This window comes from Mucilaginibacter sp. Mucisp86, from assembly GCF_047324315.1.
Lineage (GTDB): Bacteria > Bacteroidota > Bacteroidia > Sphingobacteriales > Sphingobacteriaceae > Mucilaginibacter.
The window spans coordinates 3,782,507-3,807,758 of the sequence record NZ_CP168503.1; the positions used below are offsets into that span (position 1 = coordinate 3,782,507).

Genomic DNA, 25,252 nt, shown 5'->3' on the forward strand with positions numbered 1-25,252 from the left:
CTTGCTTCTTGCTGTCTTGTCTCTTGACTCTTTCCATCCTGACTCTTGCCGTCTTATTTCTTAATATCTTGTCTCTTGACTCTTAAAGTCTTGACTCTTTTTTTCTGGTTCTTTTTTCAATTCCTGCTGAAGGCGGCTTATCACATCCCTCATTTTGGCAGTTATTTTTTCTTTATGCTGCTCAGTTAATTGCAGGTAGGCTTTGGCTTTTTCAAAATTGCCGCGCCTGATACTAATATTGGCCACGCTAACTAATGCGGCTACGTGGTCATTAACCGACCGTAAGGGGTATTGTGCTGCTATTTCATAGTGCATTTCTGCCCCTTCAAAATCCTGCCTTTGCAGGCATAAGCCACCGTATATGAATTCATAATATCCCCGTCGGTTTTTGCTGAGCCATTCGGGTTTCATGATCTCATTTAACGATGCAGCTGTTTTATCATAATCCTTTACATGAAAATGTTTGGATGCTACAACCAATGTACCCTGCCTGAAATAATCCCAAATAAGCAGGATGATCATCATTACTGCTACTGCTGCAAGCTCATAAATACGGAAATACACCAGTACACCTAACGACAGCAGAAAAATAAACGCAATGAATATACGTGTCCTGTTACTGAACATTAATGCTGGTTATCGGTAAATTTATAGCCTACACCGCGGATAGAGTGAAAATAAACCGGGTTTTTAGGATCTGGTTCAAAATACTTACGGAAGGTTAGGATGAAGTTATCGATGGTACGGGTTGACGGATAAACGTCATAATTCCATACAGTTTCCAGGATCTGCTCGCGCGATACAGCATCATTACGACGCTCAATCAACAGTTTAAGCAGCATGGTTTCCTTTTTAGTAAGGGCGGTAATTGAGCCATCTTCATTAACCAGTTCAAACGAGTTAAAGTGGATGGTTTTATCACCTATTTTGTAGCTGTTAAACTCTTTAAGGTCTTCGCCTTTCAGGCTGCGTTTTACCAGGTTGTTCACCCTTAAAATAAGCTCCTCGAGGTTAAACGGTTTGGTAAGATAATCATCAGCTCCTTTTTTCAAGCCCGAAATCTTGTCCTCATTGGTGTTTTTTGCCGTAAGGAACATGATAGGTACTTCGGTATTTTCAAGCCTGATAGTTTCAGCAACAACAAAGCCGTCAATCTCCGGCATCATTACGTCAAGTATCACCAGGTTAAAACGTTCTTCTTTAAATAGCTGTAAAGCTTTTTTGCCGTTTTTAGCCGGAGTTACCTTGTAGCCTTCCAGCTCAAGGTTAAGCTTAATTGCTTCTAACAAATGCTCTTCGTCTTCGGCCAATAAAATCCTTTTTTTGTTTGGCATGCTCATATTCAAATTTAGGTTAATCCAAATGTAACTTCAAAAATACTACCAGCAGGGCGGTTATCTTTAACCCTGATACTGGCCTGGTGTTTATCCAACACCTCCTTAACAATATAAAGGCCCAGTCCGGTACCTTTAGTGTTACGGGTTTCTTCGCTGCCTACGCGGTAAAAGCGCTCAAAAATGCGGGTCTTTTCCTCGTCGGCTATGCCGATGCCATGATCGGCTACCTGTAAATAAACTTTATCGTCTTTCGAAAACAGCTTTACCCCAACCGATGAACAGGGGCTTGAATATTTTACAGCGTTTTCGATTAAATTGGTGACTACCGATGTAAGGGCAAATTTATCGCCTACAATCTCAACTTTTGGTTCTATCTCGGCCTCTATGATCTGCTGATTGCAATCGCATTTGGAGATCTGCAGGCGGTTAACAATGCTGTCAACCAAAACCGAAAGGTTAAAGCTGGCCTTAGGGAAGCTGTATGAACGGTTTTCGATCTTTGATGCCAATAGCATATTCTCAACCATATCGTCCAAACGCTCTACGTCGTTCAGTGATTTCTCAATAAAATCAAGAAGCTGTTCTTTGGTCAGGTGACGCTTTTGAATAGTTTGCAGCAGGATCTTAATAGATGCCAGCGGCGATTTCAACTCATGCGTTACCGAAAGCAAAAAGTTCTTTTTTTGCTCCTGCAGGCGGCGTTCTTTATTGAAAGAACGGTGCAAATTGATTGCGCCAATCAAAAATACGGCAACAAACATAGCCCCTTCGCCGAGGATCATACCGGTACGGCGCGGTTGCAGCGTAACCAGCATATAGCCCCACCATACCAGTTCGGCAACGGCATAGGTGATAAGCGCGTAAAAAATAACAAATGACTTCTTCATAAACCCCCTCTAAATCTCCCCCGAAAGGGGAGACCTTCTATGATTATTTAATGCCACCTCGCAATAGTCCTCCCTTTGGGGAGGGTTGGGTGGGGTTATTTACCGTTAAATACTAAATCCAAACTATCAAATATAGCACGTTTTGTTTTCTCCAGGTCGGTTTTGGTGTGTGCCGATGATATAAAGCCAACCTCATACCCCGACGGGCCTAAATAAATACCCCTGTTCAGCAATTCGCGGTGGAATTTTTTGAATTTCTCCATGCTTGAAGCATCAATATCTTCGGCTTTACGAATATACTCTTTATCTGTAAAAGCAAACCAAAATATAGAGCCTATACCAAACACCTTGAACTTGTAATTGCGGGCTGTGGCAAAACGCTGAATGGCTTCTACGAATTCCTCTGTTTTATTGTTCAGGTCGCGGTAAAAGCCCATGCGCAAAAGCTCACTAAGCTGGGCGATACCGGCACCCATGGCAACCGGGTTACCCGATAGTGTACCCGCCTGGTAAACCGAACCTTCTGGTGAGATATTACTCATGATTGTTGCCGATGAGCCATAAGCACCAACAGGCATACCGCCACCAATGATTTTACCATAAGTGATAATATCAGGTTTGATTTGGTAGTAACCGGCAGCGCCTTCAAAACCTACGCGGAAACCAGAGATCACCTCATCAAATATCAGCATGGTGCCGTTTTGCGTACAAATATCGCGCAGGTATTGCAGGTATTCTTTTTCCTGCAATAGTAAACCATTGTTGGCTGGCACAGGCTCAATGATTACTGCCGCAATCTGCTCTTTAAATTCGTCAAAAGCTTTAGCCAAAGCTTCTTTATCATTAAGTGCTACCACAATGGTTTCGTCGGCAACTGATTTTGGTACACCGGCTGATGAAGTTTCACCAAACGTAACCAGGCCCGATCCTGCTTTTACCAATAAGGCATCGGCATGACCGTGATAGCAACCTTCAAACTTCAGGATCTTATCGCGTTTGGTATAGCCTCTTGCTAACCTGATGGCCGACATTACGGCCTCGGTACCCGAACTTACAAAACGGATCTTTTCAATAAACTTATTGTTTTTCAGGATCAGTTCGGCCAGTTCATTTTCCAATGCGGTAGGTGCTCCGAAGCTCATGCCATTTTGCATTACTTCGATAACTTTTTCCCTTACTTTGGCATTGTTATGGCCCAGGATCAGTGGTCCCCATGAGCAGCAATAATCGATAAACTCGTTGCCATCGGCATCCCAAATATGGCTGCCATCACCTTTTTGAATAAACAGCGGTGTACCATAAACAGATTTAAAAGCCCTTACCGGTGAGTTTACCCCACCCGGAAAATAGGTTTGTGCCTTGGCGTAAAGCTCGGCCGATTTTTCACGACTGATATCGGGCTTTCCCGTAGTATTTACCGGTTCATCCTCTGCTGAAAACATCTTTTTTATTGAATCGAACATATATGTTGAAATTCTAAACTCTGATTTTATTTAACAATTACTACCTGCTTTCCTGTAATTAGGTAATTGTAGGTAAGGGGTATTAATTGTGCTTTTCGATTATGTCTTATTACTGTGGGCGTTGCCTGCGGCCCGGGCTTTTCGTTGCAAGTCCTCGCCTTGCCTTCCCTTAATCCCAGCCCGCGCTGCGGGCTTTCCACTGCAATCCCTAACGCGCCCTACGCACTAACCTCTTATAACTGACTAATCTCTTATCTCTAACCTCTAATCACTACCCTACAACCACTTATTCTCCAAAACCTCTTTGGCATGGTAAGTTAAAATAGCAGTTGCGCCTGCACGGCGGATGCTGGTAAGCACCTCGGTGATGGCACGCTGCTCGTTTAGCCAGCCGCGTTGTATGGCAGCTTTGATCATGGCATACTCGCCGCTGACATTGTAGGCTGCAACAGGCAGTTCGGTATTGTCTTTTATTAATTTAATAACATCCAGGTAGGGCAGGGCAGGTTTCACCATCAGGAAATCTGCGCCTTCCAGTTCATCCAGTTCGGCCTCAATCAAGGCTTCGCGCTGGTTGGCGGGGTTCATCTGGTACGTTTTTTTATCGCCAAACTTTGGTGCTGAGTTTAAAGCATCCCTAAACGGGCCATAAAACGCGCTGGCATATTTAGCTGAATACGACATGATAGACACGTTGGTAAAACCATTATCGTCAAGCACATTACGGATATACCCAACACGGCCATCCATCATATCCGATGGGGCGATGATATCAGCACCTGATTGCGCATGTGCTAAAGCCATTTTGCCCAAAACATCCAGCGTTTCATCGTTCAGGATCACGCCGTTTTCCACAATACCGTCATGTCCGTCGCTGCTGTATGGGTCCATGGCTACATCGGTAATAACGCAGGCTTCCGGGAAGTTTTTCTTTACCTCGCGGATGGCGCGTAAGTAAAGACTTTCATCACGGTAGCTTTCGGTAGCAAATTTATTCTTCAGCTCTTCGGCAATATTAGGAAACAGATCAAAAGAGTTCAGGCCCAGTTTAAGGCAGCTTTCAATTTCGCGCAGCAGGTTATCGATAGAATAACGGAAGATGCCCGGCATTGACGCCACTTCACTTTTCTGGTTTACGCCATCAATAATAAACAGCGGGAAAATGAGGTTAGCAGCGCTAACATGTGTTTCCTGCACCATCTGGCGTATCACTTCACTCTTGCGGTTCCTTCTTGGTCGTTGTAACATTTTTTAGTTCATTAGTTCACTGGTTCATTAGTTTATTGGTCTTTTCTCAGTTGCAAAGCTTATCAAAGCGATACTAATGAACCAATGAACAAGTGAACCAATGAACGTTTTATAATCCAAACACTGCCTCTGCCAGCCCAACTTCGTCGGGTGAGTAGGGGAGCGTATATTTTACACCCATTTCATCAAATTTTTTGCCGGTTGATTTGCCTATGGCCACTACCTTTTGGTATGGGTCGAGCAGGTTATCGGCAAAATAAGCCTCTACGTTTGATGGGCTGGTGAACACCATTACATCGGCGCCACTGGCCTCAACATCTTCTTCCAGTACGGTTTCGTAAACAGGCAGGTCGATGATTTTTGTATCGGCAGATAAGCCTTGTTGTATACTCCTCATCGGGCTTTCGGCACCGGGGAACAACACGATCTTACCATTGGCCAGTTTAGCAAATTCTTCAGCAACTTCGGCAGTATCGGTACCTTCGCCAACATAGTCGGTGAAATGACCTTTACGACGCAGCATTTCTTCACTCCCGCTGCCCATTACCCCAAATTTTACTTTTTTAGGGAATTGCGGGTTTAACTGGAAAAAGTATTCAACCGCGTTTTTGCTCGAGAAAAATACCCAGTCGATATTTTTTAATATATATGAGTCGAACCGAGTGATTACAGGAACGGTACGGATTAACGAACGATCTTCTATCTGGATGCCATGTTTTTCAAGCGCTTTGCGGAAATAGCTTTGTTCACCAAGCTCGCGCGAAATAAATACACTTGATGGGTGCTTGCGGTCTTTTGCAAATTTGGCTACAACTTTTTCTGCCAAACCTTCGGTGGTTGGCGCTTCTAAAAATAACCTGTCCGGAAATTCATCTCCTTCGTTGGCCTTTGAAGTAAACACCTGGAAAAGGCCATCTTCCTTACGGCAGTAACAGCCTAAAGGCAGGTGGCAGCCACCGCCAAATAATTTTAATACGGTACGTTCAACGGCCAGTTCTTCAGCAACATCTGCATGGTGTAAGGCCTGCAGCGCTTCGTAAAGCTCATGGTCAGTTTCGCGGATCTGGATAGCCAGTGCACCTTGTGCCGGTGCAGGGATCAGTTCAACCGGGGTGATCTCTTCCACATGAAACTCGCTCAGGTCGAGGCCTAAGCGGGTGACACCAGCTTTTGCCAGCATAATGGCATCATATTTTTCATCGCGAAGCTTACCGATACGGGTAGGTACGTTACCGCGAAGATCTTCAATTTCAAGATCGGGGCGGTGGGCCAGTAGCTGGGCTTTGCGGCGGTTTGATGATGTGCCCACGATAGCACCGTATTTAACAGATAGCTTTTGATGAACATCAACACAATCCTTAAGGATCAACAAAAGTTCGGCGGGGTCTTCCCGTTCTGAAACTGCCGCGATAATGAGTCCCGGAGGATTTTCAGTTGGCAGGTCCTTATGTGAGTGCACGGCGATATCAATAGTGCCGGCAATTAATTCTTCTTCTAATTCTTTGGTAAAGAAACCCTTACCTTCCAGCTTGTCAAAGCTGAGGTTCAGGATACGGTCGCCCTGGGTTTTAATGATCTTTAACTCGGCGGTAATGTTAATGGCAGCGAGGCTGTCTTTAACGAAATTGGCCTGCCATAAAGCCAATTCACTGCCACGGGTTCCTATAATCAGTTTTCTGTCCAAAAGAATGAATGTTTGCAGCTGCAAATTTAAATTTTTATGCCGATGATAAGGTACATCAACTTAATGAATTATTGTTAATTGCAACAAAATGACTGTAATGTGTGGGTTGAACGCAGCACAAATTTGCCTTGCATATCGAACACTTAGCATATCGTTATAAGGCAAGCCTTGCGGCGGCGGAGAAATTACGCTTCACTAAACTTCGACCAGTGATAGTATCTAGGATTGTTAAAGGAGAATTCCGCGTTAGGGATGGCAGCGGATACCGGCCCGTGAGTAAGGCCTGCAGGCGTATGAGCGTACAGCCCGGCCGCTGGCAACGCCCATATTTAATTTAACGGTTTTGAGTGTGCATCTTACAATGGACAATTGTGGACAGAAATAGAAGAGGAGTAAAGGAGAAAGGCAATTTTATATGCCTTGCATTGTGATCAAGCATAACGCTTCAGTCAGATGTAGAAGATTTCTCCTCGTACCTCGTTCGGAAATGACATTTTTTTAAAAGGCATAGCGATATCTTAAAACAAAGATCTTAAAGAAAATTTTTAGTGCTTGGTTGCAAACTACTTCAATCAATTTTCATTGATCAATATATCCTTCGCCATGATCATGGGTACGCTGATATATTTTTTCTCCATGTAGTTGATCACCTTTTCCAGGATTTCGCGCGATTGCTCATCTAAACCCTGTACTTCGTCGGCAAAAACTGAGTTGATGGCGGTATTACGGATCTCCTTGATTTTTTCAGGAACCTGGCGCATAGCTACTTCAATACGGCGCTGTTTAAGCTGCTGTATAAATTCGGCAATGTTTTGCTCAATAATAGCTTCGGCGTGCACCAGTTCGTGGTAGCGTTCCTGCAGGTTCTTTTTCGCAACTTCGTTAAGGGAGTGTACTTCGATAAAGTTAACCGGGAATTGTTCCAATACTTCAGGAGCGGTATCGTTAGGGATGGCAAGGTCAACAATCGTTTTCCTGCCGGTTTCGCCGTTTAGCAGCGATTGGTAAATTTCGGTAGTGATGATAGGCTCAACTGCGGAGGTGCAGGTGATAATGGCATCAAAACCTTTATTGTATGTTTTCAAAGCTTCCAGGTCAAATGCTTCACCACCCAAATCGGCAGCTAATTTTTCGGCATTGGCCACAGTACGGTTAAACACCGCGAAGTTTGAAAATTTATGTTTTTGAAGATATTTAGAGATGTTGCGGTTAGTTTCGCCTGCGCCGATGATCAAAACACGGGCATTTGAACAAAGATTAAGGTCTTTTAGCTTGCGGTAAGCCAGCGATACTACCGAGATTGGGTTTTTGGAGATGTTGGTATGCGTATAAACTTCTTTGGCTGTTTTTACAACGCAGTTCATGATCATGCGCATGGCATCGCCGGTTAGGCCGGCCTCTTTGCAATGTTCGTAAGCCTTACGTAACTGGGCCAGGATCTCCTTTTCACCCACGATCAAACTCTCTAATGAACATGAAGTACGCAGCAGGTGTACCATGGCTTCCTGATCTTCATAAATAGACGCGCTATCCATAAAAGTGCTCAGTGAATCATGACAAAGCTCTGTGTTAAAGGCTTCTATAAATTTTTTGGCAAAGTCTTTATCAACCGATTGCGGTGTGGTCATCACAAATTCCACGCGGTTACACGTAGCCAGATAGAAGATTTCGGGGATATTAAACTGCTCTTTAACCTGCGCAAGTTTATCTGTCAGATTTTCCTGGCAAACCACCAATCTACCCAATTCCTTCAGTTCAATCTGTTTGTGCGTAAAAGCTATTACCTTTAGATACTTCAAAGCAGTTTTAAAATTTGACCGAACAAAAGTATCACTATTCGGCACATCCTATGTCAACACTTTGTCAAACAGGCTTATTTGGAATGGTTATAAATTGCTAAAACGGCTTGTTTTGCAGTATTTAAACAGTTTTATAACACCTATCGCAAAATATTTGTAAATTAAAGCATGGATAAGTATAAAAAAATAAGCCTGGTAATACTCGTGGCATTTTATGTGCTTGCAGGCCTCAATCACTTCCGCGATCCTGACTTTTATTATGCCGTTATGCCCAATAATTTGCTTTACCCAGAGGCAGTTAACATATTGGCAGGGATAGCCGAAATTTCATTAGGACTGTTACTGATTTGGCCTAAAACAAGGTACTGGGCTGCCTGGGGAATTGTATTAATGCTGATAGCTTTTTTACAGATCCACGTGAGCATGGCGTTTAAAGCGCCGATGAAATTAAATTCGATGACAGTTACACCTTTTTTAGCATGGCTGCGTTTAGCGCTGCAGTTTGTGCTCATATACTGGGCCTGGTGGCATACATCAGACCAAAAAAAAATAGCCTAAACCAAAAGTGGTTTTGGCTGTTGGGAGATGGGGCAGGATTACGGAGGAAGTGATGTTAATGAAGTAAGTTTGTCACTATAGCTTGTCGAAGACTTGCGTGCAGGGGCCGGTCCACTATGTTTCGGCAGGCTACCCGTGAAATTTTCTTTAGTTTGTCATGTTGAACAAAGTGAAACATCTTCTTCGCCATGCTAACCGGAGAAGATTCTTCGCTATCACGCAGGATGACGAGGAAAAAACTGATACAACAAATTACCTATGGATCTGCAAAGTATTGAAATGCGTAACCTGGAGGTACAGGACTACCAGGAGCTTAAAAAGTCAATGAAATCGGCCTATATGGATATGGATGAGGACTATTGGGACGCCAATTCTATCCGCAGGCTCATCAAAATATTCCCCGAGGGACAGATCTGTATCACCGTTAATGATATGGTTGTAGGCTGTGCGCTGGCTATTATTGTCGATTATCAGAAATTTGGTGATAACCACACCTATAAACAAATAACCGGCGACAGCACTTTTAAAACCCATAATGACAATGGCGATGTGTTGTATGGTATTGATGTGTTCATTCACCCTAAATATCGGGGATTGCGCCTGGCCCGCAGACTTTATGATGCCCGCAAGGCCCTCTGCGAAAAGTTGAACCTGAAAAGCATTATTGCAGGCGGGAGGATCCCCAACTATCAAAAATTTCAGAACGAGCTTACGCCCCGGCAATATATCGATAAGGTAAAGTATAAGGAGATCTATGATCCTACGCTTTCTTTCCAGTTATCAAATGATTTTCATGTGCGCAAGGTGTTGAGAAATTATCTGCCGGAGGATAGCCGCTCTAAAGGGTTTGCTACACTTATTGAATGGAACAATGTGTATTACGAAGAGGTAAGCGATGTTATTAATCATAAAACTGTGGTGCGCATTGGGTTAGTACAATGGCAGATGCGATCATATAGCAACATCAGCGAACTCATGAAACATGCCGAATATTTTGTTGATGCCGTGAGTGATTACCAGGCCGATTTTATCTTGTTTCCCGAACTGTTCAACACGCCGCTTATGGCTGATTATAATCACATGGATTCGGCCAAGGCCATGCGTGAGCTGGCCAAATATACCCAGCCCATTATCGAGGAATTTTCAAAGCTGGCGGTATCCTACAATGTGAATATCATTGCAGGCAGCATGCCTTATATTTTCGAAGAATCGTTGTATAATGTATCTTACCTGTTCAGGCGGAACGGCAGTATGGAGGAGGTATACAAAATTCACCCCACCCCAGCCGAGATCAGCTCATGGGGCATGCGTGGCGGCGATGAGGTGAAAGTTTTTGATACCGATTGCGGCAAAGTAGGCATCCTGATTTGTTATGATGTGGAGTTTCCGGAACTATCACGCATCCTTGCCGGCCAGGATATGCAGATCCTTTTTGTGCCCTTCCTTACCGATACCCAAAACGGATACAACCGGGTTAAGTTTTGCGCCCAGGCCCGAGCTGTTGAAAACGAATGTTATGTAGCCATTGCGGGCTGTGTAGGCAATTTGCCTAATGTTAATAATATGGGTATCAGTTATGCACAATCAGCGGTGTTTACGCCTTCGGATTTTGGTTTCCCGACCAATGGTATTCAATCGGAAGCTACGCCAAATACCGAGATGATCGTTATTGCCGATGTTGACCTTTCATTGCTGGATGAGCTGCATGAATATGGGAGTGTGCAGAATATCAAAGACAGGCGCACCGATCTGTATAATATTACTTTTAACGGGAAGAGGGTGTAGAGATTAATTTTAAAAGTATAATAAGAAGCGTCATTCAAAAAACTGTCCCATCAGGGTCTCTCGCAGAGGACCCTGATGCTCTACGTCATACCAGCTGCTATGTTTAATTAAAGCAGCCTCACTGGTTTCACATGATTAACTGTCCCATCAGGGTCTCTCGCAGAGGACCCTGATGTTCTACGCCATGCCAGCTGCTATGTTTAATTAGAGTAGCCTCACTGGTTTCACATGATTTATGTCTGCCCAAAAATCCCGGTAATCAGTAATAATTACAAGTTTATGAGGTTTTGCCAAATGATAGAAAGTCGCGCTGCTATGTGGGTATTCGGTAAAGTCATTACAAAGCGACCATTTTCCTGATACCGGATTATGATGTATGTAATCTATTTTTTGATGAAGAAACGCCGTGGAGTATATGCGTTTGGCATCAAACGATGGTTCAAAAACCTTATGCTTTTGTCCTTTGATTTTTTCTTTTTCAGTACACGCCGCCGAAAGCTGATCAAGGATATCGGTTCTGCCTGATGCAGATAGTTTTTTAACAAGCTCATAAGCCATAAACCTTTTGCCGTTACTGATCATCTTATTAAGCCCTCCATCTGTATCAGGCATTTTAATAATCAGATGAATGTGATTAGGCATCAATACAAAAGCATGAGTTTGCACCTGATAACGTTCTGCTATAAACCCGAACCAATCATATAGTATGTTATACGATTGTGTGATCTCGAATAAAGGGATCCAGTTATAACATGTAAGCGTTATAAACCAGGTTTCGCCAGGATCGTTGTGTAAGGTATGGGTGGCCATGGTTAAATATAAAGATAATTATGGATCTTAAGATGATTGTCAACCTCAGGGTCCTCTACGAGAGACCCTGAGGGGACGGGAAGACAGGCGCACCGATCTGTATAATATTACTTTTAATGGGAAGAGGGTGTAATGCGGCATATTTTATATATTGCGATGGTGTAATCCATTGTAATGAAAACCGTTGACATTAAACCTAAGCCATATATTAAGTTGCGCATCATAGCTACATTGATAGATTACGGCATTTATTTTGTTTTCTTTTATACCTACGTAACGGTATTTAATCAAAGTCCTGTACCGGGTGTTTCCCGGGTAGATGGTATAATGGCGTTGCCCATATTTATAGCATGGTTTCTTTATTTTGTTGTAATTGAGTCGGTAAATGGAACTACGCCGGGGCATGATATATGTAAATTGAAAGTAATCAAAGTAGACGGCGGTAAATTAACTTTAGGTGATGTGTTTAAACGCAGGATATGTGATTGTTTTGATATACTCTTTTATGGATTGCCGGCAATTATCTGTATCAAAAAAACAGAAAAGCACCAACGGATAGGTGATCTTTTAGCAGGAACACTTGTTGTAAAGCGCTCGGATATTACCGAAACCGAGATAGTATTTTAATATGATCAGGAAAGATAATTTCACCCTTCCCGGTGCCAAGGGGAGGCCAATGCTTATTGATGTTACCTATGATGATGTTTTTAAAAACGCACCGCTGGTAATTTTTGCCCATGGCTTTAAAGGGTTCAAAGATTGGGGTACGCATGATCTTTTGGCCCGGTACTTTGCCGAAAAGGGTTTCCGTTTCCTGAAATTTAACTTTTCGCACAATGGCACAACACCCGCCAATCCCTTAGACTTTGCCAATCTGACTGCCTTTGCCGATAATACCGTCTCTATCGAACTGGAGGACCTCGACACCATCATTGATTTTGCCTGTAGCGGTGCAAGCATCCCGGTTGCAAACGGGGTGTATTTAATTGGACATAGCATGGGCGGAGGTGTAAGTATTATCAAAACTGCCGAAGACGCCCGTATCAAAAAGCTGGTGACTATGGCTTCAATATCCGGTTTCCGGAACCTTTGGCCAAAGCAAATAGAGCAGCAATGGCGCTTGCAGAGTGTTTTTTATTTTGAAAATAAACGTACCGGTCAGCAAATGCCTGTGAAGTCGACCTTGTTGGATGACCTCGACAAGCACCCGCTCAGGCTGGATATTATCAGGCAGGCAAGCCTCGTAACGCAACCATGGCTCATCGTTCATGGTGATGCCGATCCTACGGTACCTGTAAGCCACTCTCTGCAGCTGCATGAAGCTAACCCGGCAGCGGAGTATGTAGTGCAAAAAGGCGCAGATCATACTTTTGGTGGCGAACACCCTTTTGCCGGAGATGCTTTGCCGGCTTCGCTGAGTGAGTTTTGTGATAAGGCAATATCATTCTTAAGTAAATAAAGGTTGAGCCGCTTCATCCATTCGTAACTTTTTTGCGTTAGTTATATCATACCTGATATAAGTACTATAATTGCCACTATGAGTTTACCCGCATCGCGTAAAAAAGGACGAAAATATCAAAATACCATACCCACTGATGAAGCCGGCTTTGGCAAAATGATCCCTATTTTGAGGGAATACATGAACAACAAGGCCGAGAATACGCCTAAAAAAACTTTAGGCCCGTTTAAAACGGATCCGTCGGTTTATAGTACTCCGCCCGCATCGGGTTTACGCATTACCTGGATAGGCCATTCCAGTATCCTGATCGAGATCGATGGTAAACGCATTCTTACCGATCCGGTTTGGAGCGACAGGGTTTCGTTTTCGCAATCATTCGGTCCGAAGCGGTTTTTTAACCCACCGATAGCTTTAGAAGACTTACCTCCGCTGGATGCCGTAATTCAGTCGCATGATCATTACGATCATTTGGATAAGGCTACCATTAAGTTTTTTGCTGATAAAAACATCCCCTTTTTCTGTTCGGTAGGGGTTGCGCAATATTTAACAAGCTGGGGTATGGCAGCCAATTTTATTACCGAAATGGATTGGGGCGACAGTGCTATGATCGGCAACGAAATTGTGCTCACGTCAACACCCTCGCGCCATTTTTCGGGCAGAGGAATTATCGGGCGAAATGAAACGCTATGGTCTTCATTCGTGATCAAAGGCCCTCAGCATAATATTTATTTTGGTGCCGATTCCGGTTACTCGCCCGAATTTAAGGCGATAGGGGAGGCCTTTGGCCCGTTCGATCTGACCATGCTGGAGATAGGCGCTTACGGAAAATTCTGGCCGGATATTCATATGGGGCCGGATAATGCCTCAAACGCCCATCTCGATCTGAAGGGAAAACTGATGATGCCAATTCATTACGGTACCTTTAACCTGGCTCCGCATGCCTGGTATGAACCTATAGAATGGTTAACCGCCATGGCAAAACAAAAACACATCGATTTATTTGTGCCCAAACCCGGTGAACCAACTGAAGTAAAAGGTGCCTATAATTCTGATTGGTGGAAGGAATATTTATCTTAGTGGGGTAAAACAAATAAAATAATGTCATTGTGAGTAACCACCAGAGAGACCCTGGAAAAAATCGTGATGACGTGCAAAATATATTTAGGGATGTTGTGCGGAGGCCGCGTTAGGGATTGCAGTGTAAAGCCCGCAGCGTGTGTAGAGAGTGAGGGCAGGAAAGGCGAGGACTTGTAACGGAAAGCCCGGGCCGCAGGCAACGCCCATGTTATAAAATCGATTTTTTAAAAAAAATATATTTAATAATCAACAACTTACGATCACGTCATTATAAGCGTAGCGTGGCAACCGCACGGAGGCAAGTCGGCCCTGTATAGCATGCGATTGCTTCGTCGTTCCTCCTCGCAATGACATGGTTGTGTAACCGCCCAGCGCCATGTCCCAATCTTACATATTAGTTATCAACGGTAAACCCGAAGGCCCTTTTACTATTCCCGAGCTCAAAGCCCGCGGCATTAAACCCGGCGATTTTGTAAAGACCGATGATATGGTAGATTACAAAGAAGCCCATGAAATTGCCGAATTAAGAGAACTGTTCGGCTTTGCCCGGCCTAAATTGCTCATACAGTATTACGGCAGTTTTGACCAGCGCTGGCTGGCTTCGGCGCTTGATTGGTTTATCCTGTTTGGTGTGTTTGTTTTACTTGCGGCAATGGCAGTGTTCCTGTTTATTACTGATAAGCAGGAGCGCATATATGCTTCAATTGGTATAGTTGCTTTTACGCCTATTGGTAAATTTATTTATCATGTGGTGATGGAAAGCTCGGCTAAACAGGCCACTTATGGTAAACAAATGCTCAAAATAAAAGTGGTGGATCTGGACGGAAACAGGATTACTGTTGGCAAAGCCATTGGCCGTAACCTGGCCAAAATCTTTTCGGTACTGACTTTTTTTATCGGCTACCTGATAGCATTTTTTAATAAGCAACAACAGTGTTTACACGATATGATTGCAGGAACGCTGGTGATTAAGGAGAGGTTGGTGTGATTTTACTTAAAATATCGTTTGGTGTGTAGCACCCGGTAAATTGTGATTTTGCTCTTGCTTTCTTTGTAATGTATCCCGTAAGGAAAGCGATATAACGGTGCTATTCTGATTCCCCTGTATCTTACTTGAAATAGTTGAGGCGTATCTTCGATGAATTGCATCGTTTCGAAAAACTCTTTGAAGAATTTGTCGGTAATAGAAGGAAGAATTTCGTTGTAGTAATCCTGAATATCTTCCAAATCTTTTTCAGCTTCAGCCCTGAAAACAAGCTCCCTGATCATTTAGCTTGAAACTTGTCTTTAATATGCTGAAGCGAAACATATTTAGCGTTGCCTTTGTCTTCATCCTCCAACATCGAATCTATCATCGTTTTATACTCGTCGGTTAATTCAAGATTAATATGATGTTGATGCAGCAAATTTTCGTATTCGCTTATCGGAATAATTACAGCGGTTTTTTTACCTTTTTCATTAGTGATGAACTGAGTTGCCATATTCAAATTTAGTGAATATTGTTTGTATTTAATAAGTGGTGAAAGTGCATTTAACCCAAACATTACAGCCTTTAAACATTACAACTTCCTCCCATCAAACAACTTTCGTATTTTTGCATTCTAATTTCCATCATTGATGAATACTGATGCTGTTAAAGTGCTGCCCGGCCGTTATTGTAATTCGTTAACCGAATATTCACGCTTTGTTACCCGCGAGGTTAATATTGGCGACGTGCCTATGGGCGGGAATAATCCAATCCGCATACAAAGCATGACCACTACCGATACCATGGATACCATTGGTACGGTTGAGCAGTCAATCCGCATGGTTGATGCCGGTTGCGAGTATGTGCGGATCACGGCCCCCAGCATCAAGGAGGCCCAAAACCTGGCCGAGATCAAAAAACAGCTTCGTGCCCGTGGTTATACTGTGCCGCTGGTTGCTGATATCCACTTTACCCCAAATGCGGCCGAGGTGGCTGCCCGCATAGTTGAAAAAGTGCGCGTAAACCCCGGTAACTATGCCGATAAAAAGAAATTCGACCAGATAGATTATACCGACCTGGAATACCAGGGCGAGCTGGAACGCATCTTTCAGAAATTTACACCGCTTGTAAAAGTTTGTAAAGAGTATGGCACTGCCATGCGCATCGGCACCAACCATGGTTCGCTGAGCGACAGGATCATGAGCCGTTACGGCGATACCCCGCAGGGCATGGTTGAATCGGCTATGGAATTTATGCGGATGTGCGAACAGCTTAATTTTTATAACCTCGTGATCTCCATGAAATCGAGCAATCCGCAGGTAATGGTGCAGGCCTACCGTTTGTTAGTGGAGACCATGGTTGCAGAAGGTATGAACTACCCGCTGCACCTTGGCGTAACCGAAGCCGGCGACGGAGAGGATGGCCGTATTAAATCTGCCGTAGGCATAGGTACCTTGTTGGAGGATGGCCTTGGCGATACCGTACGCGTATCCCTCACCGAAGAACCCGAAGCCGAAGCACCGGTTGCAATTGAGTTGGTTCGCCGTTACACTTTGAGGGAAAAGGCGAAAAGCGAAAGGCAAAAGGCCGAAACTCCGGGAGAAAATAAAAACCTTTCGCCTTTAACCTTTGACCTTTCACCTTCAAAACACAATCCCTACGAATATAAAAAACGCGAAACCTACGAGGCCAACGCTTTTATCGGCGGACATTTAGTGCCGAGGGTTGTTGTTGATCTATCTAAAAAGAACCTTAAAGATCCTGCTGTGTTGAACGAGGCCGGCTACCTGTACTCGCCTTTACTGGATAAGTATAACATGGCCGAGCAATCGGTTGATTTTGTTTACCTGGCGGATGAATTACCTTCATTTACCCTGCCGGGCAACTTAAAGCAGCTTTATAATTACAACACCTGGCTTAAACTTGCCGATAAAACCAATTGCCATCCTGTATTTACCTTACAGGAATACATTGGCGATGTTGACCGTTCATCAAAACTAAACCTGGTACGTTTAAAACCAGCCGATATTGACTCGGATACTTTCGGATCTATCCAGCTGGATAATTCACTGGTACTGGTACTTGAAACAGATGCTCTGCATGGCATGGCCGAACAGCGTTCTTTCTTCTTCAAAATGGAAGAACTGGGACTTGATGTACCGGTGATTGTGAAGAGAAGCTATGCTTTTGAGTCCGAAAGTCCGGAAGTCGGAAAGTCCGAAAGTGAAGCTGATCTCAAATCTCAAATCTCAGATCTCACATCTAAATTACAACTCTACGCCTCAACCGATCTTGGCGCTTTATTGGTTGATGGTTTTGGTGACGGCATCTGGATTGATGCACCTGAACTGCCTACAAATGTAATAACCTCTACCGCGTTTGGTATTTTGCAGGCTACCCGCTCACGCATCTCTAAAACGGAATATATTTCATGTCCAAGCTGCGGGCGTACTTTGTTTGATCTGATGGTTACCACCCAGATGATCAGGAGCCGTACCAGTCACCTTAAAGGTTTGAAGATTGGTATCATGGGCTGTATCGTAAATGGTCCCGGTGAAATGGCCGATGCCGATTATGGTTATGTAGGCTCTGGTACCGATAAAATCACCCTCTACCGTGGTAAAGAAGCTGTGAAGAAAAATATCAGCTCGGCCAATGCACTTGATGAATTGATCAATATCATTAAAGGCGATGGCAATTGGATTGATGCGGTGCAGGAGTAATTGTCTGAACGGGGATTAAACTGAGTTAAGGAATTTGCAGAATAAGCGTGATGAGAAACTTACGAAGTTTTTAAAACTTCGTAAGTTTTCAAGCGATAAGCAAAAAATGACTTAATGACTAATGACTATAAAAGGTCAAAGCCTATATCTTTCCTAAAGTACATACCGTCATAATAGATCCGGCTTGCATCGGCAGTGGCTTGTTGCAGGGCGCTGAACATATCATCCTGTATAGTAGTAATAGCCAGCACACGGCCGCCTGTAGTTATTACATCGTCTCCATCCATTGAAGTACCTGCATGGAATACGATCGAGTCGCGCACGTTTTCGGTACCGGTGATCACTTTATTCTTCAGGTATTCGCCGGGATAACCGCCTGCAACCATGACTACGGTGGCAGCTGTTTTAGGGCTTATGATGATCTCTTTTTCGTTCAGATTTCCTTCGGCAACGCCTAATAGTAGATCTACAAAATCCGAATCTATACGGCGCATCACGCTTTCCGTTTCCGGGTCGCCCATACGGCAGTTATATTCAATTACCCATGGCTCGCCGTTGCTGTTCATCAGACCAATAAAAATGAAGCCTTTATAAGGGATGCCATCTTTTTTCAAACCTTCAACAGTAGGGATGATCACGCGTTCTTCTACCTTTTTCATATAGGCGGCGTCTGCAAACGGAACGGGGGAGATAGAACCCATACCACCGGTATTTAAACCTGTATCGCCTTCACCTATGCGTTTATAGTCTTTTGCTTCGGGTAAAATTTTATAGCTGTTGCCATCGGTCATCACAAACACCGATAGCTCAATGCCTGTTAAAAACTGTTCAACAACCACGCGTGAGCTTGCTTCGCCAAATTTGGCATCGGCCAGCATAGCGGTAAGCTCGGTTTGAGCTTCCTCTAACGTAAGGCAGATCAGTACGCCTTTACCGGCTGCAAGTCCATCGGCTTTAAGCACCACCGGTAAACCGGCAGTTGCCAGATAGGTAAGGCCATCCTGTAAAGTATCTTTAGTGAAAGTTTTATAGGCGGCAGTAGGGATATTGTGTTTCTCCATAAACTGCTTGGAGAAATCTTTACTGCCTTCCAGCTGTGCGCCTTCCTGTTGAGGCCCAACAACCGGGATATTCTTCAATTGTTCATCGGCCAGGAAAAAGTCATGAACGCCTTTTACCAGCGGCTCTTCAGGGCCAACCAATACCAGGTTAATACCCTCGTTTAAAACAAGCGCTTTAATACCTTCAAAATCGGTAACCTTAATATTTACGTTTGTACCGTACTGGGTGGTACCGGCATTGCCGGGAGCAATAAAAAGTTTGTCGCACTTAGGGCTTTGGGCTACTTTCCAGGCGAAGGCACTTTCCCTTCCGCCCGAACCAAGAATCAGGATGTTCATGCGGCAAAGATAGTTTTTTTAATAAGCCTTTAATACTATATATGAGGCTACTTGTGTTATAAGTAGTAAATTTACCACATGGCCCGTAGACTCGAAAAGTTTGAAAAGCTCCCGGTATACCAAAAATCGCAGGAATTATTTGACCTGGCAGATGTAATTGCCGAATCATTAAAAGAAGACAGCATGAAGGAACATCTGGCTATCCAGATGTGCAGTAATGCCGCCCTCATCCAGGCAAAAATAGCCGGCGCCGAAGGTGGAAGCCTGTATTCGCTGCGGATGCAGAATGCTGTGCTTATTAAACTGGCTGTGCAGGATATGTTCAACGCGGTGTCTTTTGCATCGATGGTAAAAATTAATGAAGAGGATTATGTGCAGTTGATGCGGGAAAAAGTGGAAGAGTTTCGGCTGGTTTTTGTAGAATGGATCAGGGGATTTGATAAAAGTTACGATATTCCGGATAACTGGGCCATTCGCTTTGACACCAGTACGCCCGAACAGGAAAAACTGGAAGAACTGATGTTTGACGAAGACCGCTTTTTTGGCGAGTTTAATGAAGATGACGAAGACACGGGCGATTTTGATGATTTTGACGATGATGACAGATATGATGATGAAGGGGATGAGGATAAAAGCAATAATGATAAATGAATGATATTTCGGATGTTCGATTTCGGATTTTTTTTCTGAACTCGAATTAAACGAATTAAAGAATTTTTGGAATTTTTTCACCCCGTTGCCGTGTCCTCACGGCAACTGACCGGCCTAAACGTAGCACATGAATGCATGTTGTCGTAAGGACACGACAACGGGGCGAATCATAACAATAACAAACACCACAATGTCAATCTTACACCCCATACAGCGCTTTAAGCCTTTATCCTTTCGGCTTTCGGCGCAAAATCTTACATTTGCCTGTCAATTTGGCTCTAATGGCTGCTATGGCGCAATTGTTGAACCGGGTTGTATCATAATAAAATAATATGTTAAATTTTATCAGTAAGCTTTTCGGAAGCAAATCAGAACGGGATGTAAAAAGTATACAGCCTATAGTTGAGAAAATTAAGGCTGAATATGCAAAACTTGGCTCCCTGAGTAATGATGAGCTTAGGGCTAAGACCATATATTTTAAAGAAACCATTGCCGAAGGCCTTTCAGGTATCGACAGTGAGATACAAGCCATTAAAGATCGTACAGAAAACGAGCTTGATATGGATGTAGCCGAAAAAGTTGAGCTTTATACTCAGCTTGATAAGCTTGAAAAAGACCGTAACAAAGAGCTTGAAGATATATTGATGAATATATTGCCGGAGGCATTTGCTGTAGTTAAAGAAACAGCAAGCCGCTTGTCTGCCAATAGTTCATTAGAAGTTACCGCTACCGACTTTGACCGCACACTGGCTGCCCGCAAATCAAATGTTACTATAAAAGGCGATAAAGCCTTCCATAGCAGCACCTGGATTGCTGCCGGTAACGAGGTTACCTGGAACATGGTCCACTATGATGTGCAGCTGATTGGTGGTACCGTATTGCACCAGGGTAAAATATCGGAGATGGCAACAGGTGAAGGTAAAACGCTGGTAGCCACGCTGCCTGCATACCTGAATGCCCTTGCCGGACAAGGTGTTCACATCGTAACGGTGAATGATTACCTGGCCCGCAGGGATAGTGAGTGGATGGGTCCGTTGTATGAGTTCCACGGTTTGTCGGTTGATTGTATCGACAAGCATGAGCCAAACTCGGAGCAGCGCCGTGCTGCTTATTTAGCTGATATTACTTTTGGTACCAACAACGAATTTGGTTTTGATTACCTGCGTGACAATATGACACGCAGTCCCGAAGAGCTGGTACAACGCAAACTGCATTATGCCATGGTGGATGAGGTTGACTCTGTTTTAATTGACGATGCCCGTACACCTTTAATTATATCTGGCCCTATCCCACGTGGTGATGAGCATGAGTTTTACGAGCTGAAACCACGCATTGAGCGCTTGGTTAATGCGCAGAAAAACTACATCAACGGTGTATTGAACGAAGCTAAAAAAGCGATTAACGATGGTAATACCGAAGTTGACGGCGGTGGTTTGGCGTTATTACGTGCTTACCGTGGTTTGCCAAAAAACAAAGCACTCATTAAATTCCTGAGCGAAGGCGGTAACCGTACCATCCTGCAAAAAGTGGAAAACCATTACATGCAGGATCAGGGTAAAGAAATGCCTAAGGTTGACTCTGAACTTTTCTTTGTTATTGACGAGAAAAATAACCAGGTTGAACTTTCTGAAAAAGGTATTGAGCTGATCACCGCGTCTGGCGAAGACCCCCATTTCTTTGTGATGCCTGATGTAGGTACCGAAATTGCCGAGATCGAAAAATCAGCTTTAAGTACTGAAGAGAAAATTGCTCACAAAGATGAGTTGATGCGTGATTTCTCTATTAAATCTGAGCGTATCCACTCGGTTAACCAGTTGCTTAAAGCTTATACCCTGTTTGAAAAAGATACAGAATACATCCTTGACGAGGGCAAAGTAAAAATCGTTGATGAGCAAACCGGTCGTGTATTGGACGGTCGCCGTTACTCTGATGGTTTACACCAGGCTATTGAAGCTAAAGAAAACGTTAAGGTTGAGGATGCAACCCAAACTTTTGCTACCATCACGCTGCAAAACTACTTCAGGATGTACCACAAGCTTTGCGGCATGACCGGTACTGCTGTTACTGAAGCAGGCGAGTTCTGGGAAATATATAAACTGGACGTGGTTGAAATTCCAACCAATTCGGGTATTGTACGTGATGACCGCCAGGATTTGGTTTATCGTACCGTACGTGAAAAATATAACGCAGTTGCCGAAGAGATTGTTAAGCTTACACAAGCTGGCCGCCCGGTACTGGTTGGTACAACATCGGTTGAGATCTCTGAATTATTAAGCCGTATGCTTAAGCTGCGCGGTATTAAACATAACGTACTGAACGCCAAAATGCACCAGAAAGAGGCCGATATTGTGGCCGAAGCCGGTAAAGCAGGCACTGTGACCATTGCTACCAACATGGCTGGTCGTGGTACGGATATTAAATTAGGCCCGGGCGTTAAAGACGCAGGAGGTTTAGCTATCGTAGGTACTGAGCGTCACGAATCACGTCGCGTTGACAGGCAGTTACGCGGTCGTTCTGGTCGTCAGGGCGATCCTGGTTCTTCTCAGTTCTTTGTATCGTTAGAGGATAACCTGATGCGTTTATTCGGATCAGAACGAATTTCAAGCCTGATGGTACGTATGGGTATTGAAGAGGGCGAGGTTATCCAGCACTCTATGATCTCTAAATCAATTGAGCGTGCACAGAAAAAAGTAGAAGAAAACAACTTCGGTATCCGTAAACGTTTGCTGGAATATGACGACGTGATGAACTCACAGCGTACGGTGATCTACACCAAACGTAAAAATGCCTTGTTTGGCGAACGTTTAGACGTTGACCTGAGCAACACCATTTTTGATGTGGTTGAAGATATTGTTACCGAGTATAAAGAAAGCGCTAACTACGATGGTTTCACTTTAGAGGTGATCCGTTTGTTCTCTGTTGATATTGAGCTTAGTGCTGATCAATTTACATCAACAACAATTCCGGCATTAACAGATTTGACCTTCCAAACGGTAATGGATTTCTATAAACGTAAACAGGAAGCGGTTGCACAACAGGCTTACCCGGTTATTAAAGATGTTTATGAAACCCGCGGCCAATACGTTGAAAATATTGTTGTTCCGTTCAGCGACGGTATTCACGGCATCCAGGTAGCTGTTCCGCTTAAAAAAGCGGTTGAAAACCACGGTCACGAGGTGTTTAAATCGTTTGAGAAAAACGTTACCCTGTACCTGATTGATGATGCCTGGAAAGAGCACCTGCGCGAAATGGACGAGTTAAAACAATCGGTACAAAACGCGGTTTACGAACAAAAGGACCCATTGTTGGTTTATAAGTTTGAAGCGTTTGAACTGTTCAGAGGCATGTTGGCCAATGTGAACAAGGAAATTGTAAGCTTCCTGTTCCGCGGTGGTATCCCGGTTCAGCAGCAGGCCGAAGAGGTAAGGGAAGCAAAGCCCGAACCAAAGCTTGATCTGCGCAAAATGAAAACCACCAAGGCCGAGGTAGTAAGCGAAAGCAACGGTGTGCCAATGGATGATTTCCCTCAGGAACAGCAAAAAATCACCCCGGTAAGGGTTGAAAACAAAATAGGCCGTAATGACCCTTGCCCTTGCGGTAGCGGTAAAAAATACAAAAACTGCCACGGCGTAGGGCAGAATTAACCCCTCCCAACCCTCCCCGGAGGGAGAGGGCTTTAAAAACGTAACTAAAAGACTACCATAAAAAAGTCTCCCCCTCGGGGGAGATTTAGAGGGGGTGACTATGAAAAAAGCAGTATTTGATCATCAAGCTAAACCAGCCATCATCAGATACTGCTTTTTTATTTTATTGCTATTGGCACCCACCCAAACCTTTGCCCAAACCCGCGGCAAAGTTGAGATTATAAAAGATCCATTATTGGACAGCCTGATAGCCAAACGGTTTTCACTCAATGGTGCAACCGGTACCGATGCGGCCGGTTATTCATCATACGGTTACCGGGTGCAATTCTTCAGTGGTTCAAACCGGAAGGATGCCTATAACGCACAAAATCGTTTACAGCAGCAATATCCCGAGCTGCGTACCTACATCAGCTACCGAGAGCCCAATTTTAAAGTAAAAGCAGGCGACTTCCGTACCCGGCTCGAAGCCGAAAAACTGGTACAGGAGCTGCGTTCGTCGTTTTCGAGCATATTCATCATTTCCGAAAAAATTAATCTTCCTAAAACGGATCCTAATAATGATTAAAGAGCAAATACAGGAATTATCCGCAAAAATATTCAATGAGGTAGTGGCCAACCGCCGTCACCTGCATGCCAACCCCGAGCTTTCATTTCATGAACTGCAAACCTCGGTGTTTGTAGCCAACAAGCTTGAAGAGCTGGGTTTGGAATACCATAAAATGGCCGATACCGGTTTGGTGGCCCTTATCAAAGGTGAAAAGCCATCTGATACAAACAATGTAGTAGCATTGCGTGCTGATATGGATGCCCTGCCGATACTGGAAGCTAATGATGTTCCTTATAAATCGCAAAACCCGGGCGTGATGCATGCCTGCGGCCATGACGCGCACACTTCATCATTATTGGGTACCGCTAAAATATTGACCGAACTCAAAAGCCAGTTTGCGGGCACCGTTAAACTGATCTTTCAGCCGGCCGAGGAAAAGCTGCCGGGCGGTGCAAGCCTCATGATTAAAGAAGGCGTTTTGGAAAACCCGAAACCTGCGGCCGTATTGGGCCAGCATGTGATGCCTTTGATCGATGCCGGTAAAGTTGGTTTCCGCGCAGGTAAGTATATGGCCTCAACCGATGAGCTTTACGTTACCGTTAAAGGTAAAGGCGGCCACGGTGCGCAACCACAGCAAAATATTGATCCGGTTATTATCACCGCTCATATACTAACTGCTTTGCAACAGGTGGTGAGCCGTTTTGCCGATCCTAAAAGCCCGTCGGTACTGTCGTTTGGTAAGGTGATTGCCAATGGCGCTACCAACGTGATCCCTAATGAGGTTTACCTGGAAGGGACTTTCCGTACCATGGATGAGAAATGGCGCGAGGAAGCCCACAAACGCATGAAAAAAATGGCCGAAGGTATTGCCGAAAGCATGGGCGGAAGCTGCGATTTCAACATCATGCGCGGCTATCCATTCCTGATCAACGAAGAGAAATTAACCCATGCTACCCGCGGCCACGCCGAAGATTATTTGGGTAAAGAAAATGTGCTCGACCTGGATATCTGGATGGCAGCCGAAGATTTTGCCTACTATTCGCAAGCCGCCGATAGCTGTTTCTACCGCCTCGGCACCCGCAATGAAGCCCGGGGTATTACTTCTTCTGTACACACACCAACTTTTGATATTGAAGAAGATGCATTTAAAGTAAGTACCGGTTTAATGGCCTATCTGGCGGTTAAGCAGTTAGGTAACTAATTTTGAGCTGAA

General features: G+C 44.1%; 22 protein-coding genes. 11 read left to right on the forward strand and 11 right to left on the reverse strand.

Annotated elements, in window-relative coordinates; all coding sequences use genetic code 11:
- Positions 1-60: 60 nt before the first annotated feature.
- The 7 genes from ACEN9X_RS16005 to hemA form a co-directional block, all read right to left on the reverse strand.
- Entirely contained in the window at positions 61-627 is a 567-nt protein-coding gene (locus tag ACEN9X_RS16005; protein ID WP_413666092.1) for a hypothetical protein, read from the reverse strand.
- A complete protein-coding gene (locus tag ACEN9X_RS16010) occupies positions 627-1,334 on the reverse strand; it encodes a response regulator transcription factor (RefSeq protein ID WP_090529686.1) in 708 nt (235 codons plus the stop codon). The genes ACEN9X_RS16005 and ACEN9X_RS16010 overlap by 1 nt, the downstream gene beginning before the upstream one ends.
- Positions 1,335-1,348: 14 nt before the next feature.
- A complete protein-coding gene (locus ACEN9X_RS16015; protein WP_091212796.1) occupies positions 1,349-2,224 on the reverse strand; it encodes a sensor histidine kinase in 876 nt (291 codons plus the stop codon).
- 95 nt (positions 2,225-2,319) lie between these two features.
- A complete protein-coding gene (hemL, locus tag ACEN9X_RS16020) occupies positions 2,320-3,687 on the reverse strand; it encodes a glutamate-1-semialdehyde 2,1-aminomutase (protein WP_413666093.1) in 1,368 nt (455 codons plus the stop codon).
- Positions 3,688-3,963: 276 nt separating this feature from the next.
- On the reverse strand, positions 3,964-4,935 hold the full coding sequence (gene hemB, locus ACEN9X_RS16025; RefSeq protein ID WP_413666094.1) for a porphobilinogen synthase: 972 nt from the start codon (positions 4,933-4,935) through the stop codon (positions 3,964-3,966).
- A 109-nt stretch (positions 4,936-5,044) separates the two neighbouring features.
- Positions 5,045-6,619 carry a hydroxymethylbilane synthase gene (gene hemC, locus ACEN9X_RS16030; RefSeq protein WP_413666095.1) on the reverse strand — a complete coding sequence of 525 codons (1,575 nt, stop codon included), beginning with the start codon at positions 6,617-6,619 and terminating at the stop codon, positions 5,045-5,047.
- A gap of 572 nt (positions 6,620-7,191) precedes the next feature.
- Positions 7,192-8,418 carry a glutamyl-tRNA reductase gene (hemA, locus tag ACEN9X_RS16035; protein WP_413666096.1) on the reverse strand — a complete coding sequence of 409 codons (1,227 nt, stop codon included), beginning with the start codon at positions 8,416-8,418 and terminating at the stop codon, positions 7,192-7,194.
- A gap of 168 nt (positions 8,419-8,586) precedes the next feature.
- Here hemA and ACEN9X_RS16040 point away from each other — a divergent pair, with 168 nt between their 5' ends.
- On the forward strand, positions 8,587-8,976 hold the full coding sequence (locus ACEN9X_RS16040) for a MauE/DoxX family redox-associated membrane protein (protein WP_413666097.1): 390 nt from the start codon (positions 8,587-8,589) through the stop codon (positions 8,974-8,976).
- 258 nt (positions 8,977-9,234) lie between these two features.
- Positions 9,235-10,761, forward strand: coding sequence for a GNAT family N-acetyltransferase (locus ACEN9X_RS16045; protein WP_413666098.1), 1,527 nt, complete (start codon positions 9,235-9,237; stop codon positions 10,759-10,761).
- Between the two features lie 204 nt (positions 10,762-10,965).
- Here the strand turns inward: ACEN9X_RS16045 and ACEN9X_RS16050 are convergent, their stop codons facing one another.
- Positions 10,966-11,571 (reverse strand): REP-associated tyrosine transposase, encoded by a 606-nt coding sequence (locus ACEN9X_RS16050; RefSeq protein WP_413666099.1) that lies wholly within the window; start codon positions 11,569-11,571, stop codon positions 10,966-10,968.
- Positions 11,572-11,745: 174 nt separating this feature from the next.
- Between ACEN9X_RS16050 and ACEN9X_RS16055 the strand changes: the two genes are divergently transcribed.
- The 4 genes from ACEN9X_RS16055 (at position 11,746) to ACEN9X_RS16070 (ending at position 15,095) form a co-directional block, all read left to right on the forward strand.
- Complete coding sequence (locus tag ACEN9X_RS16055) at positions 11,746-12,198, forward strand: RDD family protein (RefSeq protein WP_413666100.1); 453 nt, start codon at positions 11,746-11,748, stop codon at positions 12,196-12,198.
- Between the two features lies 1 nt (position 12,199).
- Entirely contained in the window at positions 12,200-13,030 is an 831-nt protein-coding gene (locus tag ACEN9X_RS16060) for an alpha/beta hydrolase family protein (protein WP_413666101.1), read from the forward strand.
- 78 nt (positions 13,031-13,108) lie between these two features.
- Positions 13,109-14,107, forward strand: coding sequence for an MBL fold metallo-hydrolase (locus ACEN9X_RS16065; protein ID WP_413666102.1), 999 nt, complete (start codon positions 13,109-13,111; stop codon positions 14,105-14,107).
- Between the two features lie 376 nt (positions 14,108-14,483).
- Positions 14,484-15,095 carry an RDD family protein gene (locus ACEN9X_RS16070; protein WP_413666103.1) on the forward strand — a complete coding sequence of 204 codons (612 nt, stop codon included), beginning with the start codon at positions 14,484-14,486 and terminating at the stop codon, positions 15,093-15,095.
- A gap of 2 nt (positions 15,096-15,097) precedes the next feature.
- Here ACEN9X_RS16070 and ACEN9X_RS16075 read toward each other — a convergent pair whose 3' ends face one another.
- Together ACEN9X_RS16075 and ACEN9X_RS16080 are read right to left on the reverse strand one after the other, a co-directional pair.
- Entirely contained in the window at positions 15,098-15,376 is a 279-nt protein-coding gene (locus tag ACEN9X_RS16075) for a type II toxin-antitoxin system RelE/ParE family toxin (RefSeq protein ID WP_413666104.1), read from the reverse strand.
- Positions 15,373-15,588 carry a hypothetical protein gene (locus ACEN9X_RS16080; protein ID WP_147446080.1) on the reverse strand — a complete coding sequence of 72 codons (216 nt, stop codon included), beginning with the start codon at positions 15,586-15,588 and terminating at the stop codon, positions 15,373-15,375. Before ACEN9X_RS16080 ends, ACEN9X_RS16075 begins: the two co-directional genes overlap by 4 nt.
- A 136-nt stretch (positions 15,589-15,724) precedes the next feature.
- On the opposite strand from ACEN9X_RS16080, the gene ispG reads away from it, so the two are divergent.
- Entirely contained in the window at positions 15,725-17,797 is a 2,073-nt protein-coding gene (gene ispG, locus ACEN9X_RS16085; RefSeq protein WP_413666105.1) for a (E)-4-hydroxy-3-methylbut-2-enyl-diphosphate synthase, read from the forward strand.
- A 125-nt stretch (positions 17,798-17,922) separates the two neighbouring features.
- Here the strand turns inward: ispG and purD are convergent, their stop codons facing one another.
- Positions 17,923-19,197, reverse strand: a complete 1,275-nt coding sequence (gene purD, locus ACEN9X_RS16090) for a phosphoribosylamine--glycine ligase (protein WP_413666106.1) — start codon at positions 19,195-19,197, stop codon at positions 17,923-17,925.
- A 78-nt stretch (positions 19,198-19,275) separates the two neighbouring features.
- Here purD and ACEN9X_RS16095 point away from each other — a divergent pair, with 78 nt between their 5' ends.
- From ACEN9X_RS16095 to ACEN9X_RS16110, 4 genes are all read left to right on the forward strand, one after another.
- The gene (locus ACEN9X_RS16095) at positions 19,276-19,848 is read left to right on the forward strand and encodes a hypothetical protein (protein ID WP_413666107.1); all 573 of its coding nucleotides are present in this window, start codon (positions 19,276-19,278) and stop codon (positions 19,846-19,848) included.
- A 332-nt stretch (positions 19,849-20,180) separates the two neighbouring features.
- Positions 20,181-23,492: a preprotein translocase subunit SecA gene (gene secA, locus ACEN9X_RS16100; RefSeq protein ID WP_413666108.1), complete on the forward strand. Its 3,312-nt coding sequence runs from the start codon at positions 20,181-20,183 to the stop codon at positions 23,490-23,492.
- 100 nt (positions 23,493-23,592) lie between these two features.
- Positions 23,593-24,057: an SPOR domain-containing protein gene (locus tag ACEN9X_RS16105; RefSeq protein WP_413666109.1), complete on the forward strand. Its 465-nt coding sequence runs from the start codon at positions 23,593-23,595 to the stop codon at positions 24,055-24,057.
- Positions 24,050-25,240, forward strand: a complete 1,191-nt coding sequence (locus ACEN9X_RS16110) for a M20 metallopeptidase family protein (RefSeq protein ID WP_413666110.1) — start codon at positions 24,050-24,052, stop codon at positions 25,238-25,240. Before ACEN9X_RS16105 ends, ACEN9X_RS16110 begins: the two co-directional genes overlap by 8 nt.
- Positions 25,241-25,252: the final 12 nt, after the last annotated feature.

Coding starts and splice junctions, on each gene's coding strand:
- ACEN9X_RS16005 (WP_413666092.1), bottom strand. CDS start 627: ATGTTCAGTAACAGGACACGTATATTCATTGCGTTTATTTTTCTGCTG.
- ACEN9X_RS16010 (WP_090529686.1), bottom strand. CDS start 1,334: ATGCCAAACAAAAAAAGGATTTTATTGGCCGAAGACGAAGAGCATTTG.
- ACEN9X_RS16015 (WP_091212796.1), bottom strand. CDS start 2,224: ATGAAGAAGTCATTTGTTATTTTTTACGCGCTTATCACCTATGCCGTT.
- hemL (WP_413666093.1), bottom strand. CDS start 3,687: ATGTTCGATTCAATAAAAAAGATGTTTTCAGCAGAGGATGAACCGGTA.
- hemB (WP_413666094.1), bottom strand. CDS start 4,935: ATGTTACAACGACCAAGAAGGAACCGCAAGAGTGAAGTGATACGCCAG.
- ACEN9X_RS16040 (WP_413666097.1), top strand. CDS start 8,587: ATGGATAAGTATAAAAAAATAAGCCTGGTAATACTCGTGGCATTTTAT.
- ACEN9X_RS16045 (WP_413666098.1), top strand. CDS start 9,235: ATGGATCTGCAAAGTATTGAAATGCGTAACCTGGAGGTACAGGACTAC.
- ACEN9X_RS16050 (WP_413666099.1), bottom strand. CDS start 11,571: ATGGCCACCCATACCTTACACAACGATCCTGGCGAAACCTGGTTTATA.
- ACEN9X_RS16055 (WP_413666100.1), top strand. CDS start 11,746: ATGAAAACCGTTGACATTAAACCTAAGCCATATATTAAGTTGCGCATC.
- ACEN9X_RS16060 (WP_413666101.1), top strand. CDS start 12,200: ATGATCAGGAAAGATAATTTCACCCTTCCCGGTGCCAAGGGGAGGCCA.
- ACEN9X_RS16065 (WP_413666102.1), top strand. CDS start 13,109: ATGAGTTTACCCGCATCGCGTAAAAAAGGACGAAAATATCAAAATACC.
- ACEN9X_RS16070 (WP_413666103.1), top strand. CDS start 14,484: ATGTCCCAATCTTACATATTAGTTATCAACGGTAAACCCGAAGGCCCT.
- ACEN9X_RS16075 (WP_413666104.1), bottom strand. CDS start 15,376: ATGATCAGGGAGCTTGTTTTCAGGGCTGAAGCTGAAAAAGATTTGGAA.
- ACEN9X_RS16080 (WP_147446080.1), bottom strand. CDS start 15,588: ATGGCAACTCAGTTCATCACTAATGAAAAAGGTAAAAAAACCGCTGTA.
- ispG (WP_413666105.1), top strand. CDS start 15,725: ATGAATACTGATGCTGTTAAAGTGCTGCCCGGCCGTTATTGTAATTCG.
- purD (WP_413666106.1), bottom strand. CDS start 19,197: ATGAACATCCTGATTCTTGGTTCGGGCGGAAGGGAAAGTGCCTTCGCC.
- ACEN9X_RS16095 (WP_413666107.1), top strand. CDS start 19,276: ATGGCCCGTAGACTCGAAAAGTTTGAAAAGCTCCCGGTATACCAAAAA.
- secA (WP_413666108.1), top strand. CDS start 20,181: ATGTTAAATTTTATCAGTAAGCTTTTCGGAAGCAAATCAGAACGGGAT.
- ACEN9X_RS16105 (WP_413666109.1), top strand. CDS start 23,593: ATGAAAAAAGCAGTATTTGATCATCAAGCTAAACCAGCCATCATCAGA.
- ACEN9X_RS16110 (WP_413666110.1), top strand. CDS start 24,050: ATGATTAAAGAGCAAATACAGGAATTATCCGCAAAAATATTCAATGAG.